Genomic DNA, 18491 nt, shown 5'->3' with positions numbered 1-18491 from the left:
GCGGTAGCCGCCGATGCCGTGCTCTGGGTACTTGTCGTGCTGCTATTTGTCACCGGTGGCCGTGCGTCGATGGTCGCGGTGCCGTGATTGCCGGTGAGCGCCAGCGCGGCCGCACCGCCGGCCAGCAGCGTGACAGCGGCTGCCGCGATGATCGCTGCCCGCCAGCGCTTCCGGCCGTCCGGTCGGTCCCGATCGCTGATGCGGTCATCCGGTTGCCAGACCCAGCCGGCGGGGGCGGACGGTGCCGGACCGATCCTGGTCACGCCGGACTGCGCCATGCCGCCCGGGTTCTCGACCGGGCGAACGGCGCCGGGCGTAGCAGCGCCGTTCGCCCGGTCCGGAGTCACGATCGTCGCGTCTGGGGGAATCAGTGCGGTCACGCCGGCGTCCGACTCGGTGCTTGCGGTGGCAGTCGCAGTGGCAGCCGCAGCACCGGTGTCGTGATCGGCATCACCTGGCGGCGGGGCTGCCGGCTGGAATCCGGAGCGCGCGAGCCGGGTCAGCTCGCCTTCGGACTCGGCTGCCGTGGGACGGGCAGCCGGGTCCTTGGTGAGCATCCAAGCGATCATGTCCCACAGGGGTGGCGGGATGTCGGCAATAGGCTCGGGTGCGTCTTCCATATGGGCGCGCAGTAACGCGATCGGGTGTGGCGCGGAGAAGGGCGGATGACCCGTCAGGAGTTCGTAGAGCATGACTCCTGCGCTGTAGACGTCGGCGGCGGGTTGCGCGTGCTCACGCTGTGCCAGTTCCGGCGCCATGTAGAGCGGCGTCCCGATCGCGCCGGTGAGGCGGGTCAGGGACCGGCCGTGGGCGAGCCTGGCCACGCCGAAGTCCGTGAGCCGCGCTTGCGGATCATCCGGGTCGGTGAGGTCGACGAGTACGTTCGCGGGTTTGAGATCGCGGTGGACGACGCCGGCCGCGTGCACGACCGTCAGCGCGCGCAGGACCTGACAGGTCAGGGCGATGGCCGCTGGGATGGTGAGCGTTCCCCGTTCCCGGAGGTACACTCGCAGGTCCACGCCGTTGACGAGGTCCATCACGATCGCGAGGGTGTCGCCTTCGACCACGAGGTCACGGACGGCGACAAGATGTGGATCATTGAACCCGAGCAGTACGGACCGTTCCTGGACGAACCTGGCGACGACCTCGGGGTCGTCCGCGAGCTCGGCGCGCAGGACCTTCACAGCCACCTGACGATCGCCCGCCACCGTGGAACCTCGCCAGACCTGCCCAAACGCGCCGCGCCCGATTGGTTCGTGCAGCACATAGCCAGAGCCAAGTTTCCGCACGGCGCAAGCCCCTTTCCCGGAGAGATCCCGCCCATCACATCACCTCCGTGATGGGCGAGCTTCGGCCGGATTCGGCGGCGCCAGCGTCATAACTCTTTGTAATTTTTTGTGACTCTTTGCGGGCGGCCGGACCGGCCTCACCGTGGCCCGTCGGACGTCCCCCTTGCCGGTCGCCCTTACCCGGACCGGCCGTCCTTGGCCATGGGCTCGGCCGGCTCGTCCGCCTCATCGGGCTCGTCATCGGCGAGGATCCGGTAGAGCGCCCGGCGGGTATCCATGAGAATTCTCTGTGCTGCCTTGATCTGGGCGTCACTACCGGCCTGAGCGACCTGCATGACGGCTGCGCCCACGCCGAATGCCAGCGAGCGTAGGTCGGTGAGACCCTCGTCGGCGGCGGCCGCGGCGGTATCCCACGGCTTGGGCTCGCCCGCTCGGGCGTCGGTGTGGGCCCGGCCGGTGTCGGTCAGGTGGAAGACCCGCTTGCCGTCACTTTCCTCGGCGCGTACGAGGCCCTCGTCGGTGAGCAACGCGAGGACCGGGTAGACGGAACCCGGGCTTGGCCGCCACGTGCCCTGGCTGCGTTCGGCCAGCTCGTTGATCATCTGATAGCCGTGCATCGGCGCTTCGGCGAGCAGGGCGAGGATCGCCGCGCGGACATCTCCACGGCGAACCTTCGCACCGCGGCCACGGCCACGGCCGCCGAAGAAGCCTGGGCCGCCTGAACCGAAGCCCGGGCCGAAGCCGAAGCCGAAGCCCGGAGGGACCGGAGGGATGTGGCCGGATCCGCCCGGTCCCCCCGGACCGCCGTGCCGCCACCCGCCGCGACCTTCGGCGGTGGCCATTGCGGTCTGGTCGAACCGGTGCCCGCCATGCCAGCCGTGCCCGCCATGCCCGCCATGCCTGTTGGACCTGCCGTGCCCCCAGGGCCATGGCCCTGGTAGTCCTTGCGTTTCCATGTGATTCTCCCAATCGGTGTATCGCGTGCGCTCACGATATATCGCGATACACCGATTGGCAATGGCAGGCGCGCGCTGGCGAAAGCTCGTGCTGCTGGCGGCCGGCAACGCCGAAGGCCGGCAACGCTGGCGGCCGGCAACGCCGAAGGCCGGCGTCGGCGACTGGAGTCTGCGATGCCGGCCTTCGGTATTGCCCTGCCCGTGCGATCCGTTGTGCGGGTCAGGTGTTGAGCGCTTCGTTGACGAGATGGTTCCAGGTGACCGGTCCGACGACCCCGTCGGCGCTGATTCCGACGCCCTGCTGGAACCCTCGCACCCACGCGTCGGTCAGCGTGCCGAAGACTCCGTCCACTGGGAAGGGATGGGCAGGATCCCCGGCACGGAAGTTCGCCTGGTCCTGGACGGCGCGCACCGCGTCGCCCTTCTCGCTCCGGTCGCCCTGGCGGACGACCGCGATGAGCGTCGGCCAGGTCTGGTCGCCCACTGCGCCGTCGGTCGTAAGCCCCTGTGATGACTGGAAGCCGCGCACCGCTGCTTCGGTTTGTGGTCCGAAGTTCCCGTCGACGGCCACCGTGTACCCGTGCACACGGAGCAGGAACTGTACGGTACGTACCGCTTCGCCGGTTTTACCGTTTTTCTGCATGGGCCAGGTCAGTGCCATGGTCGGTCTCCTTCAGTGCTTGGTCCTTGCGGCGACCCGTGGCGCCACCATCACTCACTATGAGTGACAATTCTATTCCCGTCAGTCGTATTTTGGGGCTGGGGGTGACCGCGGCCTGCATCAGGCGGTCGTCTCCTTATTGATCGTTTCATCGTTGATCGTGTTTGGGGTCGTCCATGGGCGTTGGGCCGGTAGCCGTCGGTGCAGCAGGGGGCCGGTCCGCAGCGACAGGTAGGTCAGTGCCGACGCCGGGATGGGAAGCCAGAAGTTCGCCAGTCGCCAGGTCACCACCCCGAGCAGCGCGATGGCCCGGGTCGTGCTGAAACCCACGAGTGTCGGTACGAGTACGCCTTCGATGATCCCGAGCCCACCGGGTGTGATGGGAATGGCTGCGAGCACGTTCGCGAGTCCGTAGGCGATCAGAAGGCCGTCCAGCGCCGTTGCATGCCCGTATGCATACAAAAACACCCATAGGGATGCGGCGTCAAGCAGCCAGTTCGCGGCTGCCCACACCGTCGCCTTGATGAGCAGGGGTTTGTCCTTGCCGAGGACGCGAAGGCGATCGGCAAGGGTGCGGATGAGCTCTTCGGCGCTGCCCGGTGACACCCCCGGCAGGCGGCCGGCGGCGGCGCGGACGATGCGGATGGACCGCTCGCTCCCGCGGGTGAGCAGTGCCACCCCGACGAACACGGCCGCGATCAGCAGCGTCCCGACCGCGGCTGCGGTGCCGTAGATCGGGTTGCCGCCCCGGGTGGGGATGGAGATCAGGAGACCGATCCACAGCATCACGTTCAGGACGACCGCTGAGCCGGCGCCCTGGATCGCCGCGGCGGACACCGCCTCGGATGCACCGACCCCGGCGCTGCGCAGCAGACGGTAGCGAAGGGCGCTCGCGGTGGCGGCGCCACCGGGCAGCATGTGGCTGACGCCGAGCGATGTCACGTCGATCCGCGCCAGCGTCCACAACGACGGCCGGCCTTCGCGGGCAAGCACACTACGGGTCAACATTGCGTAGGCAAGCAACGACGCCGCTTCCAGACACAGACCGACAGCGAGATACGTCGGCTCAACGTCCGACAGCGTCTCCAGGGCCTTGCGCGCACCCGCGAGCTGTGGAAGCAGCGCGTACTCGATCACGAGTAGGAGCACCACCACCGAGGCTCCCCGCCGCAGCCACATCGGCACCCGAACCGACATCACGTATCCATGCTGTCGGATGCCACGGCTGTCATGCGCGAACCGCTACCGACAGTTACCAATTTGTGATGTTTCGGTTGGGTAGGGCACGTCGGTCATCGGCGCCTCGGGGATCGGCCGGCAGGCGTCGGCGCCACCGGACCGCGGGCGGCCGGAGACGGGTCTGTCCGCCACCTGGACGGCCCTGCGAGCTCTGGCGCCGGGGCTCATGGTGACCCGCCGGCAAGCTGCCCTATGCCTGATCCATAGTCGCACACGGGCCTATCATCCCGGATCTGGATGACCATGCGTTCGGCGCGGGCCGTTATCGCACTGGGCGTGCCCGGTGCCGGACAAGGACGGTTACGTTGTGTGTCCGCGGTTTCATGCGCAACAAGAGCGCCCGGCAATAGGGGCGTAGATCGCGAGAACCACCGGATCGCGTCAGCGGGCATTCAGGACGAGGATGCGCGGGACGGACGGCGACTCGGGACGGACGGCGACTCGGGACGGACGACATCGGGTAGGTGAACAGGGAGGGCGTCATGCAAGGGACCGGCGGTCCGAGGGCGGAGAGCATCACGACGGACATCCCACCGACGGACACATCCCAGGGGCCACCGACAGGTGGTCCGGTACCGCGGCTCGAAGGGTACCGGGTGTGGGTTGAACCATGCCCACGGCGCGTCCGGGTGAGCCTCGCCAGCGTGGTGATCGCCGACTCGAGGCGTGTGCTGTACCTGTTCGAGACCGGGCATCGGCCTGTCTACTACTTCCCGCGGGCCGACGTCCGGCTCGATCTGCTGGTCCCGACCGACCACCGCAGCCACTGCCCGTTCAAGGGGGAGGCGTCCTACTGGTCCGTTGCCGTCGGTGACGCGGGGGATCAGACCGTGGCCCGGCGCCAGATGGTGGAGAACGCGGTGTGGGCCTACCCCGAACCTCTCGCGTCCTGCCCTGATATATCCGGTCATCTGGCATTCTACTGGAACAAAATGGATGCCTGGTTCGAGGAGGACGACGAGGTGTTCGTCCATCCGAGAGATCCGTACGCGCGGGTGGACGTGATGAGGTCGTCACGGCATATCCAGGTTGTCATGGGTGGCGATGTCATCGCGGACAGTCATCGTCCCTCGCTGTTGTTCGAGACCGGCCTGCCTACCCGTTACTACCTGCCCCGGGCCGACGTCCGGATGGACCTGCTGACGCCGAGTGCGACGACGTCGCGTTGCCCGTACAAGGGGCTTGCCCGCTACTGGTCGATGACCGTGGATGGCACGGTCGTCGACATCGCGTGGAGCTACCCGGCTCCGATTCCGGAATGCCCGAAGATCGAGGCTCTGGTCTGCTTCTTCGACGAGCGGGTCGACGAGCTGATCGTGGACGGCGTGACCCAGCCCCGCCCGGCCACGAAGTGGTCGGCGCGCGGGTAGGAATGCGGTCCGCGGTGTCCGCGGCTCGCTGGTGAAAGTGCAGATCAAGCCCTGCTCGGTCGGGAACCTTATACTTCATGGCTGTGAAGTATCGACTCAGCCTCCTCGTGGTGGTCGCATCGTGACTTCCACCTGGCGTGATCCCAGGCGTGCTGAGGCGTCCACGGCGCTCGCGACCGTCTATGCGGGCGTCCGCGCCGCCGACGTCGAAACCGAGACGTTGGACTTCAAGGAAGATCAGTCTCGGCGCTCGATGGGCAGCTCGATGACGGCTGGAAAAAACACCGTAGAGAAAGTGTGCGACAGACGACGGGCTCACGCGCGCCTTGCTGGTGGCAGCCAGGTCAGGCGCCACGTGGCGTAACTGCGTGCCAGGGTCGCTCGGTTTTGGGCGGCGCGGTTGTCTGACTGAGCGGCACGCATGCTCCACAGCCCGGCCACGTAGCAGGCGAAGGCGTTGAGGTCGTCGTCGGTGGCGCCAGCCCAGCAGGTCAGCCTGGACGCCCACTGCTCGGCCTGCTGCGGGGAGTGTCCGGCGCCGATGAGACGGATGACCATGAATGCGGCGTCTACGCGGAGGAACGCCGGGACCTGTATGCCCTCCTCAACATCCAAATAAAGATCGTGGACAACCGGCGGGGTGCACCCCTACGGCTCGCCCTGACCGGAACCCTTGATCACACCGAAGCCCTGAACGCGACCGAATCCGCGCACCCACAAGAGCGGGCGCCATAACGACCGATTCCACCTACTGCTGCGGCTCACACCGGCTCGCGGTAGGTGGTTCCGGTCAGCAGGATGACCGATACCGACCTGTCCCGCGCGGCGTGGCGTACGAGCAGCTTCACAGGCGGAGCGAACGGCGGCGGCGGGACGACTGAGTGCGTCGAAGTCGCCGCACTGGCCGACGGCCGTATCGCCGTGCGCAACAGCAACCACCCTGACCGGGGCACAGTCTTCTTCACCCGAACCGAGATGGATGCCTGGATCAAGGGTGCCAAGGCCGGCGAGTTCGACGACCTGACCTGACGGCCTGAGTTCGTGACCGGCTGTGCCTGTCACGAACTCAGGGGAGCCGCATGGATTTCCGACCGATCGAACGGGCTTCGGAGGCGTTCCAGCAGTCGGTGGCCGCCAGCGAGATCCAGGCGATCTGCCGCCGTGTCTTCGGCGCCGAGGCCCATGCCCTCTCCGCAGCGGAGCTGAGCGCGGGCAGGTACAACAACACCTACCGCGTGACCGTGGCCGGGCAGAAGCGGCCGGTGATCCTGCGGGTCGCGCCCGAGCCGACCCGGCAGTTCGGCTCCGAACGGCAGCTGATGCGCAACGAGTACGCGAGCGTGCCGTGGCTCGCGGCGATCGCGCCGCTGATGCCGCGGGTCCTCGCCGCGGACTGGTCCCACGAGGTGATCGGCCGGGACTACCTGGTCCAGACCCTCCTCGACGGTGTCCCCGCCCCGGACCGCCTCGGTGACTACCCGCGCTCAACCTGGCCGGGCTACTTCCGACAGATGGGCGCGATCGCCCGGGACGTCCACGCGGTACGCGGCCCGTCCTTCGGCCCCGTCACCTGCCCGGCGCACGCCACGTGGAGCGCGGCCGTGACCGCGTCCCTGGCGGACATCGCCGCTGATCTCGACAGCGTTGGTCTGGACGCCGCCGATGTGCGCAAGGTTGCCGCCGTAGCCGCCGAGCACCGCGATGTCCTTGACGAGATCACCGAGCCGCGCATGTTGGCTGGTGACCTGTGGACCGTCAACGTGCTGCTCGACGCCACCGTACCGGAGCCGACGATCACCGGGGTCCTTGACATGGACCGGACCTGGTGGGGCGACCCGGCCGCCGACTGGACGATCCGGATGGCCTTGGCGAAGGCGGACGAGCGGGGGGCGTTCTGGGAAACCTACGGGACGCGGGACCGCTCGCCCGCCGCGACGTGGCGTGCGCGGATCTATGAGGCCCGGCACCTCGGCGCCATCCGCTTGGAGCGCTACCGCCTCGGCAACTCCGTGTGGGCGGCGGGCACACTGGCGGGGTGGACGTCACGTGGTGGGGGCACAGCACAGTCCTGATCGCCGACGCCGGCACCCGGCTGCTCACCGATCCCGTCCTCGGGATGCGGGTCGCGCACCTGCGCCGGCGTGCCGGCGCACGCCCCGCGGCGGCGGCCGTACAGGTGGACGCGGCGCTCGTCTCCCACCTGCACGCCGATCATTTCGACATCCCGTCGCTTCGGCTGCTGCCGCCCACCGTGCCGATTCTGGTTCCGCGCGGCGCGGCGGCCCTGCTGCGCCGCCGGCATCCGACGCTCGCGCAGCGCTGTGTGGAGATGGTGCCGGGGGACCGCACGCGGGTACCGGCGTCAGACGGCGGTGGCGGCCTGGACGTGCTGGCCGTGCCCGCGCGTCACGACGGCTCCCGTGGCCCGTGGTCGCGCCACCGTGGCCCGGCGCTCGGTTTTGTGATCACAGGGACAGCCACGGCCTGGTTCGCCGGGGACACCGCGCTACACGACGCCATGGCCGATCTCGCCCCGCTCGGGATCGATATCGCTCTTGTCCCGGTCGGCGGCTGGGGCCCTAACCTCGGCCCCGGGCACATCGACCCGGCCGGCGCGGTCGAGGCGGTGCGGCGGACGATGCCCGCCGGGATGACGATGCCCGCCGCCGGGACGGGATCACCCCGGACGGCACCGGGCCCGTCGGCGCCGGCGATCGCCGTGCCCATCCACTACGGGACGCTCTGGCCGATGGGCCTCGACCGCGTGCGGCCCGATCGCTTTCACGAACCCGGACGTGAGTTCGCCCGCCTGGCCGATGCCGCCCGCCTGCCCGCCGAGGTCCGGGTGCTCGCGCACGGAGAGTCGGCGACCGCGCCGGGCAACGCCATCCCGACCGCTTCCGCCGGCAACGGCTGATTGTTCTCGGCGGCGCGGGCCGCCGGTAGCGGGTCCCGACGCAGCCCGAGATGTTCGAGCCAGCCGACGAGCTGGTGGTGGATCGCGTCCGGTCCCTCGAGCGGACCGGCCGGGGCGGGCCAGCCCGCCGGGTAGACGAGCACCGCGCGGGTCTGGTCCCCACCGAGCCCACCGTGGCAGCCGACGAGCTCCTCGAAGGCGGCGACCTCGCGGGTTCCCGGGTCCACCCGACTCACCACGACGATGTCGCCGACATGGTCCATCCGCTGGTGGCGAAGCAGGTCCGTAGCCGCTCGCGAGCCGTACCCGAGCAGCGGGTTCTCGCCCTCGACCACGCCGGTGTCCAGAAACATCCGACCTCGGGCACCGAAGGCGACCGGGCCGTGCCCATGGCAGCGCACGACGACGAACCCGACGCCGGGATGGTTGATCAGGCCCCGGACCAGCGCCGGATGTAGGAACTCCAGGTGTTCGAGATCGGCGCGTCCGGCCACCTGCGGCAGGTAGACCATGGCCAGGTTCCCGGACGCGACAACGACGAGATCCGGTCGCTGTGGGTCGAGCGTGACCTCAAGTCTGGACGGGCCCAACGTGACCTGGCCGTCGTCGGTGCGGCGGCGCAGCATACGTCGGCTTGGTCCGTCGCCGGTGTCACCGCCGGTGACCTCGGTGAGCAGTGTGTTGACCGGTCCCCAGCCCTCGGCCGTGCCGGTCGCGGCGGTCGCGGCGGCACCGGGGGTCAGCAGGCCGCGGACGGTGTCGGCGAAGGACCGTCCGTAGCGTTGGCGGAAGGTCGCGCCCTGACTCTGTCCATGATCGGAAAGGACGACGAACGTGTACGGGCGCTGGACGTTCGCCGCAACCCGCTCCAGCATCGCCAGCACCCGGTCGATGCCCTCCAGGGTCTGCAGGGACTCCCGCCGGTTCGGCCCGGCATGGTGGGCCACCTCGTCGTAGTCGACGAAGTCGCAGAACACCACGGGCACTCCACGGGCCATCTGCTCGGCGATGAAGGTGACGTTGAGGTCACGCAACAGGACGTTGGTCAGCCCGCGCAGCGCGATGTACGAACCGCCGCGCCGGACCCGGGGGAAGATGTTGTCCCGGCGCTGCTTGCGGGCCTGGTGCACTTCCTTGATCATCTCGCCGATGGTGAGGACCAGCGACCGAGCCAGACCCTGCGGGCTGGCCGCGAACGACGCGTACCCCCGAGCCCGCCGCCCCGGCAGCCCAGCCTGACTGACGGTGAGCAGGCTGTGGGGGGCGTCCCCGGAGAACGCGTTGCTGATACTGACTCCGCCGTCGGCGAGCAGGCCGCGTCCGTTGCTGAACCTTCGTTCGATTTCGGCGGCGTCCCGTGGCCGGTTGGTCACGATCAGCCGCCCGGCGTCTTTTTCGTACCAACGGAAGGCGGGGACGTGCGCTGACGCGCCGTGCAGGATGCCGGCCTGGCTGGTAGGGGTCGTCGAGGGCATCCCCGTGTGCCATTCGACGAACCGGTGCGAGCCCGAGCGGACCCATCGACTCAGCGTCGGTAGGTTTCCGGCGGTCACCGCCCACCGCAGCAGCGGCGCGGACAGCCCGTCGATCTGCACGATGACGACCCCGGGGCCGTCGAAGGAGGTGCCGTCGCCGGTGCCGTACCGGGCAACCTGGCGCATGACCTCACCGATGAACGTCTCGTCGCTGCCCGCATCGGCCAGCCAGCCGACCATCGCCGCGATCACCGCGGTGGTCCAGGCGACGCCGATGGCCGCGCCGAAGCCGCGGAAGCTGACATCCGGTTCGATACGCTGTGCCACGTAGATCACGAAGGTCTGTGCGAACAGGCCGATCAACAGCACCGCGACCCCACCCAGGGCGACCGCCAGCGCCACGAGGATGGGCCGCAGTACCGCGCCGACCACCGCGAGGATGACGACCAGCCGCATCAGCCCGGCGAGGCTGTCCACCTCGATGCCGGGCAGGAACGCGAACGCCAGGCCGAGCGCGAGCCCGCTCGCCACGGCCGACCGGATGGCCCGCAGTAGCCGCCGTGGCGTCGGCGTCATCCCGCGCAGCACAACGACCCCGAGGCGCAGCCGCCCGCGCAGGAGCCGGCCGACGCCGGACCGATCCGCAACCATCTCCTGCGCAGACTAACCGGCATCCGCGCGTTTTCATGATCATTAAGAATCCGTCAACCGGATGTCCGCCGGTTTGTTGCGACTTGGACTCCAAGGCGCCGCGCCGGCGTCCACCGTGGTGCACGCGGCTACGCGGGTGCGGGCAAGCCGCTGCCGTTTGTGACTGGGTTGCTTTCCACCATCGTGGTACCTTTACACCATGGCATTGAACATCAAGGATGCTGAGACCGAGCGACTCGCGACGGAGATCGCGGCTCTTGCGAACGAGACGAAGACCCAGGCGGTCCGGGTGGCGTTGGTCGAACGCCGGGACCGCATGGCGCTGCTGCGAGCGGAGAGCCGCCGCGAGCGGCACCTACGTCACTTTTTGCTGGAGGAGGCGTGGCCGCAGATACCGACAGATCAACGTGGGGTGCCGCTCACCCGGGATGAACGCGAGGAGATCCTCGGCTACGGACCGGATGGTCTGTGATCGTCGACAGTTCGGCTCTGGTAGCTGTCCTGCTGCGAGAGCCTGACTATGAGGTCCTGCTGGATGCCCTGGCCGGGGCGTTCGGCAGGGGTGACTTCATCGGCGTCGGCACTCCGACTCTCGCCGAGACCGGTCTGGTCCTGACGTCTCGTCTCGGGGTGCTCGGTCGGACGCTGCTCGCGCGACTGGTTGACGAGGCGGGCATGACAGAAATCTCGTTCGACGCGGAACACTGGAAGGTCGCGGTCGAAGCGTTCACCCGCTATGGCCGCCGGCGTCATCCCGCCGGGTTGAACTTCGGCGATTGTTTGACCTATGCGATTGCCCGTGTTGTCGATGAGCCGCTGCTCTACATCGGCGACGACTTCGCGAAGACCGACATCCGTGCTGTCCTCTGAACAGGCAATCAGGCAATCAGGTGAGCATGTGGCGAGTATCACGGTTTATTCCGATGTAGCACATCCACGCTATTTTGTATGAATTGTTCCGACTGCCTGTGGCGACGGGTCACGGGAAACCCTAGGATCGGCTTGGCTGCCCAACCGCATGACTCCTGAACGACTACCGCGTAGTTACACAACTGCACATTGATGCCGCTCACACCTGTGCGGGAGAGTCCACGGCATACCAGCCCGTGGCGCCGAAGGAGCAAGATCTCCCCATAAACTCTCAGGCCGAAGCAACCGCCGGGTCAGGCAGCTCTGGAAAGCGGACGCCGCAGGCGTCCCGCCGACGGTGAAAGCCAGGCGCACCGGTCCATCGGCCGGCTGCGGCGGGTGAAACTCTCAGGCATATGTACAGAGGGGGAGGTCAGCCGCGACCGGCGAGGTCCGCCGAGTTGCCCGACCTCTGGAGCGCTTCGACCGTGCCTACGAACCCTCCCTCATCCGCAGGCGGTTCCTCGACATCACGATCAACCGTCTCGCTGTCGCCCGTCCCACCGGCGTCGGGGCCAGCAGTATCCGAGTCGGCAGTATCCGGGTCAGCAGTATCCGGGTCGGCAGTATCCGAGTCGGCAGTATCCGGGTCAGCACCGTTCGGGCCGGCCACATCCGGGACGCCAGCATCCGGGCCGGGCCCTGCACGGGCGGTGCAACCCGCCGCGTACCCGGCCGGGTCGGTGACCGGTGAGATGGTCACCTTCGTGGACCGCCATATCGGTCCGGACGTCGATCAGCGTCAGACGATGCTGGCAGAGCTCGGCTACGCCAGCCTGGAGGCCCTTACCGCGGCCACTGTGCCGGCGGTGATCCGCGACAGCGGGCTTGACCTGCCTCCCGCGGTGAGCGAGCCGGAGGTACTCGCGGAGCTGCGTCGCCTCGGCAGCCGCAACCGCCGGGTGCCGTCGATGATCGGTCTCGGATACCACCCGTCGGTGATGCCCGGGGTGATCCAGCGCAACGTTCTGGAGAACCCGGCCTGGTACACCGCATACACGCCGTACCAGCCGGAGATCTCCCAGGGACGGCTGGAGGCGCTGCTGAACTTCCAGACGATGATCACAGATCTGACGGGCCTGGATGTGGCGGGGGCTTCGCTGCTGGACGAGTCGACCGCGGCGGCCGAGGCCATGCAGCTCGCCCGTCGGGCAACCAAGGGGCTGGGTCCGAGGTTCATCGTGGATGAGGACACGTTGCCGCAGACGATCGCGGTGGTCCGCACCCGCGCCGAGGCGCTCGGCATCGACGTGGTGGTCGCGGATCTGTCAACCGTCTTGCCCGAGCACCTCGCCGAGTCGGCGTTCGGCGTCCTGCTCGCCTACCCGGGCGCCGAGGGTGCCCTGCGCGATCCGCGCACCGTGGTCGAGCAGGCGCGGGACCGCGGGATCGTCGTCGCGGTCGCGGTCGATCCGCTGGCGCTGACCCTGCTCACCCCACCGGGCGAGCTCGGTGCGGACATCGCGGTCGGCAGCACGCAGCGGTTCGGCCTGGGCCTGAGCTTCGGCGGCCCGCATGCCGGTTTCATCGCCGTCCGTGACGGTCTGGAGCGGTCGCTTCCGGGCCGGCTTGTCGGTGTGTCGGTGGACGCCGACGGCCATCGTGCCTATCGGCTCGCCATCCAGACCCGTGAGCAGCACATCCGCCGGGAGAAGGCGACCAGCAACATCTGCACGGCACAGGTGCTGCCGGCGGTACTGGCGTCGATGTACGCCGTCTATCACGGTCCCGACGGCCTGACCGCGATCGCCGAGCGGGTGCACGACCACGCGGTCCGCCTTGCCACCGGACTTCGTGCCGGTGGCGTCCAGGTCGTCCACGACTACTTCTTCGACACCGTGCTCGCGTTCGTGCCGTCCCGGGCGGCGCAGGTCCTCGCCGCGGCGCTCGCCGGTGGGCTGAACCTCCGGTTGGTCGATGCCGACCACGTCGGTGTCTCCTGCAACGAGACGACGCTGGATGCGGACCTGCACGCCGTGTGGGCGGCGTTCGGCGTCCCGGCGTTGCCGCTGCCCGCGCATCCCACGATGCCCGGTCCGGATGTCAGCGCCGCAGCGGGCCCAGCGCTGGTATCCGGGCTGCCAGCTGGACTGCCACCTGGGCTGCCAGCTGGATTGGCAGCCGCACTGGAGCCCGGCGGCGGCGGCGCCGGCCCGGATGGCGGCACCGATGTCGACATGGCGATTCCGGCGGAGCTGTCGCGTACCACCGGCTATCTCAGTCACCCGGTGTTCCATCAGTACCGGTCCGAGACGGCCATGCTGCGCTATCTACGTCGTCTCGCGGACAAGGACCTGGCGCTCGACCGTGGCATGATCCCGCTTGGATCCTGCACGATGAAGCTCAACGCGACGACCGAGATGGCGGCGGTGACCTGGCCGGACTTCGCCGACATCCACCCGTTCGCCCCACTGGACCAGGCCGCCGGCTATCTGGAGCTGATTGGTGATCTCACCGAGTGGCTCACCGCCATCACCGGGTACGCGGCCGTGTCGCTCCAGCCGAACGCTGGCAGCCAGGGCGAGCTCGCCGGACTGCTGGCGATCCGCGCCTACCATCGTGACCACAATCCGCCGGATGCGCCCGCCCGTGACGTCTGCCTGATCCCGTCGTCGGCGCACGGGACGAACGCGGCCAGCGCCGCCATGGCTGGGATGCGGGTCGTCGTGGTGGCCTGCGACGCCGATGGCAACGTCGATCTGGCCGATCTGGCCGCCAAGGCCGCTGCACACTCCGACCGGCTCGCCGCGCTCATGGTGACCTACCCGTCCACGCACGGTGTCTACGAGGAGGGCATCGCGCGGGCGTGCGATCTGGTGCACTCCTGCGGCGGCCTGGTCTATGTCGACGGCGCGAACCTGAACGCCCTGGTGGGGCTGGCCAAGCCTGGGATGTTCGGCGCGGACGTGAGCCACCTGAACCTGCACAAGACGTTCTGCATCCCGCACGGCGGTGGTGGCCCGGGGGTCGGTCCGGTCGCGGTGGTCGAGCGGCTCGCGCCCTACCTGCCCAATCATCCGCTGCTGGCGGAGGCGGGGCCGCACACGGGCATCGGAGCGATCAGCGGGGCGCCGTGGGGGTCGGCGGGCATCCTGATGATTCCCTGGGCGTACATCCGCCTGATGGGCGCGGACGGCCTGCGCCAGGCCACGTCGGTGGCGGTTCTCAACGCCAATCACATCGCCCACCGGCTGGTGTCCTACTTCCCCATCCTCTACACCGGGCGTGATGGTCTGGTGGCGCACGAGTGCATCCTGGACCTGCGCCCGTTGACGAAGCGGACCGGGGTGACCGTGGAAGACGTGGCCAAGCGACTTGTCGACTACGGTTTCCACGCGCCGACGATGTCGTTCCCGGTTCCCGGGACGCTGATGGTCGAGCCGACCGAGAGCGAGGACCTGGCCGAGATCGACCGGTTCTGCGATGCGATGATCTCGATCCGGCAGGAGGCCGACGAGGTCGGCAAGGGCACCTGGCCCGTCTATGACAACCCCCTGCGCAATGCCCCGCACACGGCGTCGATGCTGGTCGCCGACGAGTGGGCGCATCCGTACCCGCGCACCGTCGCGGCCTATCCGGTCGTGTCGCTACGGATGTCGAAGTACTGGCCGCCGGTCCGCCGCATCGACGGTGCCTATGGTGACCGCCACCTGTTCTGCACCTGCCCGCCCGTGCAGGCCGACGCCGACCCGGATACCAACGCCGACTGACCTCCCCGCCGCCGGCCCGGATTCGACCCCCGTCGGCCAGCCACTAGCGATCTTTCGAGGTTTGTAACATCAACAAGGCCGTTTTTGCCGTACAAACCTCGAAAGATCGCGGATCAAGCCGTGGATGACGTTACGACGGCGAGGATGCGATGGCGGTCGGAACCTCGCCCTGAACACCGGTGATGCGGGCGTCGCCGAACACGCACGCGGATGCGTATTGAGAGTAATGGTTGTCTACAACGTCCCCATCGACCCGCGTGGTCGTGAGACGCAGCCGGAGGATGCCGGTGACGTCGAGGTCGATCGGTACGGAGTTCCCGAGCCGGACGGTGTGTGATGCCAGGCGGCGGTCGTCACCGTAGATCTCGATCTGGTAGACGGCGTTGCTACGGGCGTCGTCGGCGAGACCGACCGTAGCCTGGAGCCGGCGGTAGTCTCGCCCGAGGTCGTATTCCGCTCTCGCGACATTTTTGGGGTCATCGTAATAATTTGCCCGGAGTATGACGCTGTGGGGCAGTTTGGTACCGCTGATGGATCCCGATCCGCTCTCCACCTTGCCGTCGCTCTCGAGGACGGTTAGATCCGTCAGAAAACGGTCGACGTTTCCCGGTGCCGCTGTTGGTTTCGACGTCGGGTTGCCCGATCCGGCTGTCGTGGCGGGTACACCGGTCGCGGTCGCGGGTCCGGTGGATGCGGGTCCGGTGGATGCGGGTCCGGTGGCAGATGTGCCGGTGCCGGTGGACGTGGTCGTCGTGGTGCCGCTGTTCGTCTTCCCATCCGAAGACCTGTTGCTCAGGGCCGCGACGAGGACGATTACTGCCACGAGGGCCGCCGTGCCGAGTCCGCCGATGAGCCAGGGTGACGGCTTGCGGTGTGCAGGGTTGGGCGGGGCGGGCGGCCGCGGCGGGACCCATGGCGAGGGTGCGGGCAGTTGCGGCTGCCGGGGTTCGGTCCGTGGCTGGGGCTGGGGCTGGGGCTGGGGCTGGGGCTGAGGCCGGGGCTGAGGTGGCTTTGGCGGGGCGACGCTGTAGCGGGTGATCTCCGCCGTCACCGTTGAGGGCAGCCAACCCTCACCGATGCGCAACCGCTCGTCGGTGGACGCCGCTCTGCACAGCTCGATCAACGTCGCCGGGGTGGGGCGAGCGGCCGGGTCCTTGTCCACGCACTGTTCCAGCACCCCGCGTACCTGCTCGGGGCAGCGGTCCCAGTCGGGCTGTTGGTGCTCGATGCGGTGGAATACCGCGGCGTCCGCGCCGAAGGGATACTCGCCGGTGACCGCGTAGTAGGCGGTGGAGCCGAGGGAGAAGACGTCCCCGGCCGCGTCGAGGGACCGGCCCCGAACCTGTTCGGGGGCCATGAACGCGGGCGTGCCGATCCGCACACCGGTCTGGGTGATCGCAGCCGAGGATGCCTCGACCGCTCGGGAGATGCCGAAGTCGATCACCCGGGGGCCGTCGGCGGCGAGGATGACGTTCCCCGGCTTGAGGTCACGGTGGATCACCCCGGCGGCGTGGATGGACTGCAACGCCTCCGCGACCCCGGCGAGCAGGACCAGGACGGTCTCCGGCGGCAGCGCGCCCTGACGGGCGACGGCCGCGGCCAGGGAGGGGGCGGCGACGTAGGCGGTGGCCAGCCAGGGGCGTGGGGCGTGGGGGTCGCAGTCGATGACCGGCGCGGTGTACAGGCCCTGGACTCGCTGGGCGATCGCGACTTCCGTGGCGAAGCGGCGGCGGAACTCGGGGTCGGCGGCGAACTCCGGACGGGCGATTTTCAGGGCGACTGGGCGGCCGCCGGGGGTGTAGGAGAGGTACACCGCGCCCATGCCGCCCTCGCCGATCCGGGCCCGGAGCAGATATCCGCTGATCTCGCGGGGGTCCTGTGGGGTCAGCGGCGTGAACACCGCATCCCACGCCGGCTCGGACCCGCCGGACGGTGCTGGTGCTGGTGCTGGTGCCGGCGTCGGCGTCGGCACGGGTCGGTTCGGGTCAGGCCGGGCCGCCCCTGGCGGCGTGCTGCTCGTCGTCATCCGCGTCACACCACGCCCATGGCACCGCAGCCGATCAGTATCGCGAGTGTGTCACCGCTGCCCAGTGTGTCTGCCACTTGCCGTCCTCAATCGCGTGCGTCACGTGAGACTGCGCAGCATAGTGTCGCAGAACATGGGTTTCGGCACGGATTGTCGTCACATCCTGCTCCGGACGCGGTGGTCGTCCGTGACACCTGCAGTGGATGGTCAGGCGAGGCCGAGGACGTCGATGAGGCGGCGGGCGCCCGCGCCACCGGAGTCGAGCGCGATCGCCAGTGCCCGGGGCACGTCTAGATCGTCGCGCAGCGCCGCGTCGACCGCGTCGACCGCAGCCGCCGGGTCCGGCGCGGAGCGGGCGCGCCCGGCCGCGACATACAGCTGGTCGAGGGTGTCCTCGACTCCGGTCAGGGCTGACTCGTGGTAGTCCCAGGCGTCCTGCCAGCGTCGGGCGAGGCACAGCAGGCGGACGGCCGCCGGCGTGTGCCGGTCGAGCAGGTCGTCGACGAGCGTCAGGTTGCCCAGGGACTTCGACATCCTGATGCCGTCGACTCGGACGGAGCCGACCTGTAACCAGGCGCGGGCGAACGGTGCCACCCCGGTCGCGCGCTCGGCGAGCAGACTCTCCACCGCGTGGTGGGGGAAACGCAGGTCCTCACCGCCGGCGTGCAGGTCGATGCCGGAGCCGAACGTGTTGAGCACCATCGCCGCGCACTCCGCGTGCCAGCCGGGCCGCCCCGGACCCCACGGGCTCGGCCAGCTCACCCCGCTCTGGCCGATGTCTCGCGAGCCATCAATGCCGGCGCCCCTGCTGTGGCTGTGGCTGTCGCTGTCGCTGTGGCTGTCGCTGTGGCTGTAGCTGTCGCCGGCACGCCAGACCGCCACGTCGAGAGGATCATCGCGGTGCGGGTCGTCCGGGTCGTCGTTGAACTCGGCGGCGAGCGTGACCGCCTCGTCCAGGCCGAGGCCCACCCGTGCCGCCGCATCACTGGTACGCGCGTAGACGGTGCCGTTGCGCAGATAGGCGTGCCCGGCGGCAAGCAGGGCCTGCCCAAGTTCGATCACATGGATGACGGACGCGCGGGCGGTCGGCTCGTGGTCGGGCGGGCGGACGCCGAGCGCGGCCATGCTCCGGTCGAAGGCAAAGCGCCCGATCGCGGCGACCTGATCGTAGGGCATGCCGACCCGGCGGGCCTCGGCGAACATCGCGTCATCCACATCGGTGATGTTGCGTGCGACTTCCACTCGGACGCCCACACTCCGCCAGACCCGGACGGCGAGATCCGTCCAC

At 69.0% G+C, this 18491-nt stretch carries 14 protein-coding genes, 1 pseudogene and 2 riboswitches; of the genes and pseudogenes, 7 read left to right on the top strand and 8 right to left on the bottom strand.

Annotated features, from left to right (window positions below; translation table 11 throughout):
* From U9977_RS03665 to U9977_RS03650, 4 genes are all read right to left on the bottom strand, one after another.
* Nucleotides 1–1265, bottom strand: a 1265-nt coding sequence (locus U9977_RS03665) for a serine/threonine-protein kinase (RefSeq protein WP_322747758.1), incomplete at its 3' end; no start/stop codon positions are given.
* Between the two features lie 200 nt (nt 1266–1465).
* Nucleotides 1466–2245, bottom strand: a complete 780-nt coding sequence (locus U9977_RS03660) for a PadR family transcriptional regulator (RefSeq protein ID WP_322747727.1) — start codon at nt 2243–2245, stop codon at nt 1466–1468.
* Nucleotides 2246–2465: 220 nt separating this feature from the next.
* Complete coding sequence (locus tag U9977_RS03655) at nt 2466–2906, bottom strand: peptidoglycan-binding protein (RefSeq protein ID WP_322747726.1); 441 nt, start codon at nt 2904–2906, stop codon at nt 2466–2468.
* Nucleotides 2907–3026: 120 nt separating this feature from the next.
* Nucleotides 3027–4103, bottom strand: coding sequence for a YbhN family protein (locus U9977_RS03650; RefSeq protein ID WP_322747725.1), 1077 nt, complete (start codon nt 4101–4103; stop codon nt 3027–3029).
* Nucleotides 4104–4741: 638 nt separating this feature from the next.
* Between U9977_RS03650 and U9977_RS03645 the strand changes: the two genes are divergently transcribed.
* A complete protein-coding gene (locus U9977_RS03645) occupies nt 4742–5515 on the top strand; it encodes a DUF427 domain-containing protein (RefSeq protein WP_322747724.1) in 774 nt (257 codons plus the stop codon).
* Nucleotides 5516–5830: 315 nt separating this feature from the next.
* On the opposite strand, the gene U9977_RS03640 is transcribed toward U9977_RS03645, so the two are convergent.
* Nucleotides 5831–6130 carry a hypothetical protein gene (locus tag U9977_RS03640; protein WP_322747723.1) on the bottom strand — a complete coding sequence of 100 codons (300 nt, stop codon included), beginning with the start codon at nt 6128–6130 and terminating at the stop codon, nt 5831–5833.
* A gap of 183 nt (nt 6131–6313) precedes the next feature.
* Between U9977_RS03640 and U9977_RS03635 the strand changes: the two genes are divergently transcribed.
* Genes U9977_RS03635 through U9977_RS03625 form a run of 3 tightly spaced genes read left to right on the top strand, consistent with a single transcriptional unit; the run spans nt 6314 to nt 8432 of the window.
* Nucleotides 6314–6544 (top strand): DUF397 domain-containing protein, encoded by a 231-nt coding sequence (locus U9977_RS03635; protein WP_322747722.1) that lies wholly within the window; start codon nt 6314–6316, stop codon nt 6542–6544.
* 50 nt (nt 6545–6594) lie between these two features.
* Nucleotides 6595–7587, top strand: coding sequence for an aminoglycoside phosphotransferase family protein (locus U9977_RS03630; RefSeq protein ID WP_322747721.1), 993 nt, complete (start codon nt 6595–6597; stop codon nt 7585–7587).
* On the top strand, nt 7551–8432 hold the full coding sequence (locus U9977_RS03625) for an MBL fold metallo-hydrolase (protein ID WP_416210463.1): 882 nt from the start codon (nt 7551–7553) through the stop codon (nt 8430–8432). The genes U9977_RS03630 and U9977_RS03625 overlap by 37 nt, the downstream gene beginning before the upstream one ends.
* 842 nt (nt 8433–9274) lie before the next feature.
* Here the strand turns inward: U9977_RS03625 and U9977_RS26825 are convergent.
* Nucleotides 9275–10483: pseudogene (locus tag U9977_RS26825) on the bottom strand (phage holin family protein); the annotation flags it as partial.
* Nucleotides 10484–10757: 274 nt separating this feature from the next.
* Here U9977_RS26825 and U9977_RS03615 point away from each other — a divergent pair.
* From U9977_RS03615 to gcvPB, 3 genes are all read left to right on the top strand, one after another.
* Entirely contained in the window at nt 10758–11030 is a 273-nt protein-coding gene (locus U9977_RS03615) for a type II toxin-antitoxin system VapB family antitoxin (RefSeq protein ID WP_322747719.1), read from the top strand.
* Nucleotides 11027–11428, top strand: a complete 402-nt coding sequence (locus U9977_RS03610; protein ID WP_322747718.1) for a type II toxin-antitoxin system VapC family toxin — start codon at nt 11027–11029, stop codon at nt 11426–11428. The genes U9977_RS03615 and U9977_RS03610 overlap by 4 nt, the downstream gene beginning before the upstream one ends.
* 200 nt (nt 11429–11628) lie before the next feature.
* A riboswitch (glycine riboswitch) is annotated at nt 11629–11726 on the top strand.
* 3 nt (nt 11727–11729) lie between these two features.
* Nucleotides 11730–11833, top strand: a riboswitch (glycine riboswitch).
* A 329-nt stretch (nt 11834–12162) separates the two neighbouring features.
* A complete protein-coding gene (gene gcvPB / locus U9977_RS03605) occupies nt 12163–15177 on the top strand; it encodes an aminomethyl-transferring glycine dehydrogenase subunit GcvPB (RefSeq protein WP_322747757.1) in 3015 nt (1004 codons plus the stop codon).
* 130 nt (nt 15178–15307) lie between these two features.
* On the opposite strand, the gene U9977_RS03600 is transcribed toward gcvPB, so the two are convergent.
* Both U9977_RS03600 and U9977_RS03595 read right to left on the bottom strand, forming a co-directional pair.
* Nucleotides 15308–17203, bottom strand: a complete 1896-nt coding sequence (locus U9977_RS03600) for a protein kinase domain-containing protein (RefSeq protein ID WP_322747717.1) — start codon at nt 17201–17203, stop codon at nt 15308–15310.
* 207 nt (nt 17204–17410) lie between these two features.
* The coding region (locus tag U9977_RS03595) for a cysteine--tRNA ligase (protein WP_322747716.1) at nt 17411–18491 on the bottom strand (1081 nt) is incomplete at its 5' end.

This window comes from Protofrankia sp. Cas8 (genome assembly GCF_963555845.1).
Classification (GTDB): Bacteria; Actinomycetota; Actinomycetes; order Frankiales; family Frankiaceae; genus Protofrankia.
Note: the sequence above shows the minus strand (reverse complement) of the source record. Positions and strands in the feature narration are given on the sequence as shown.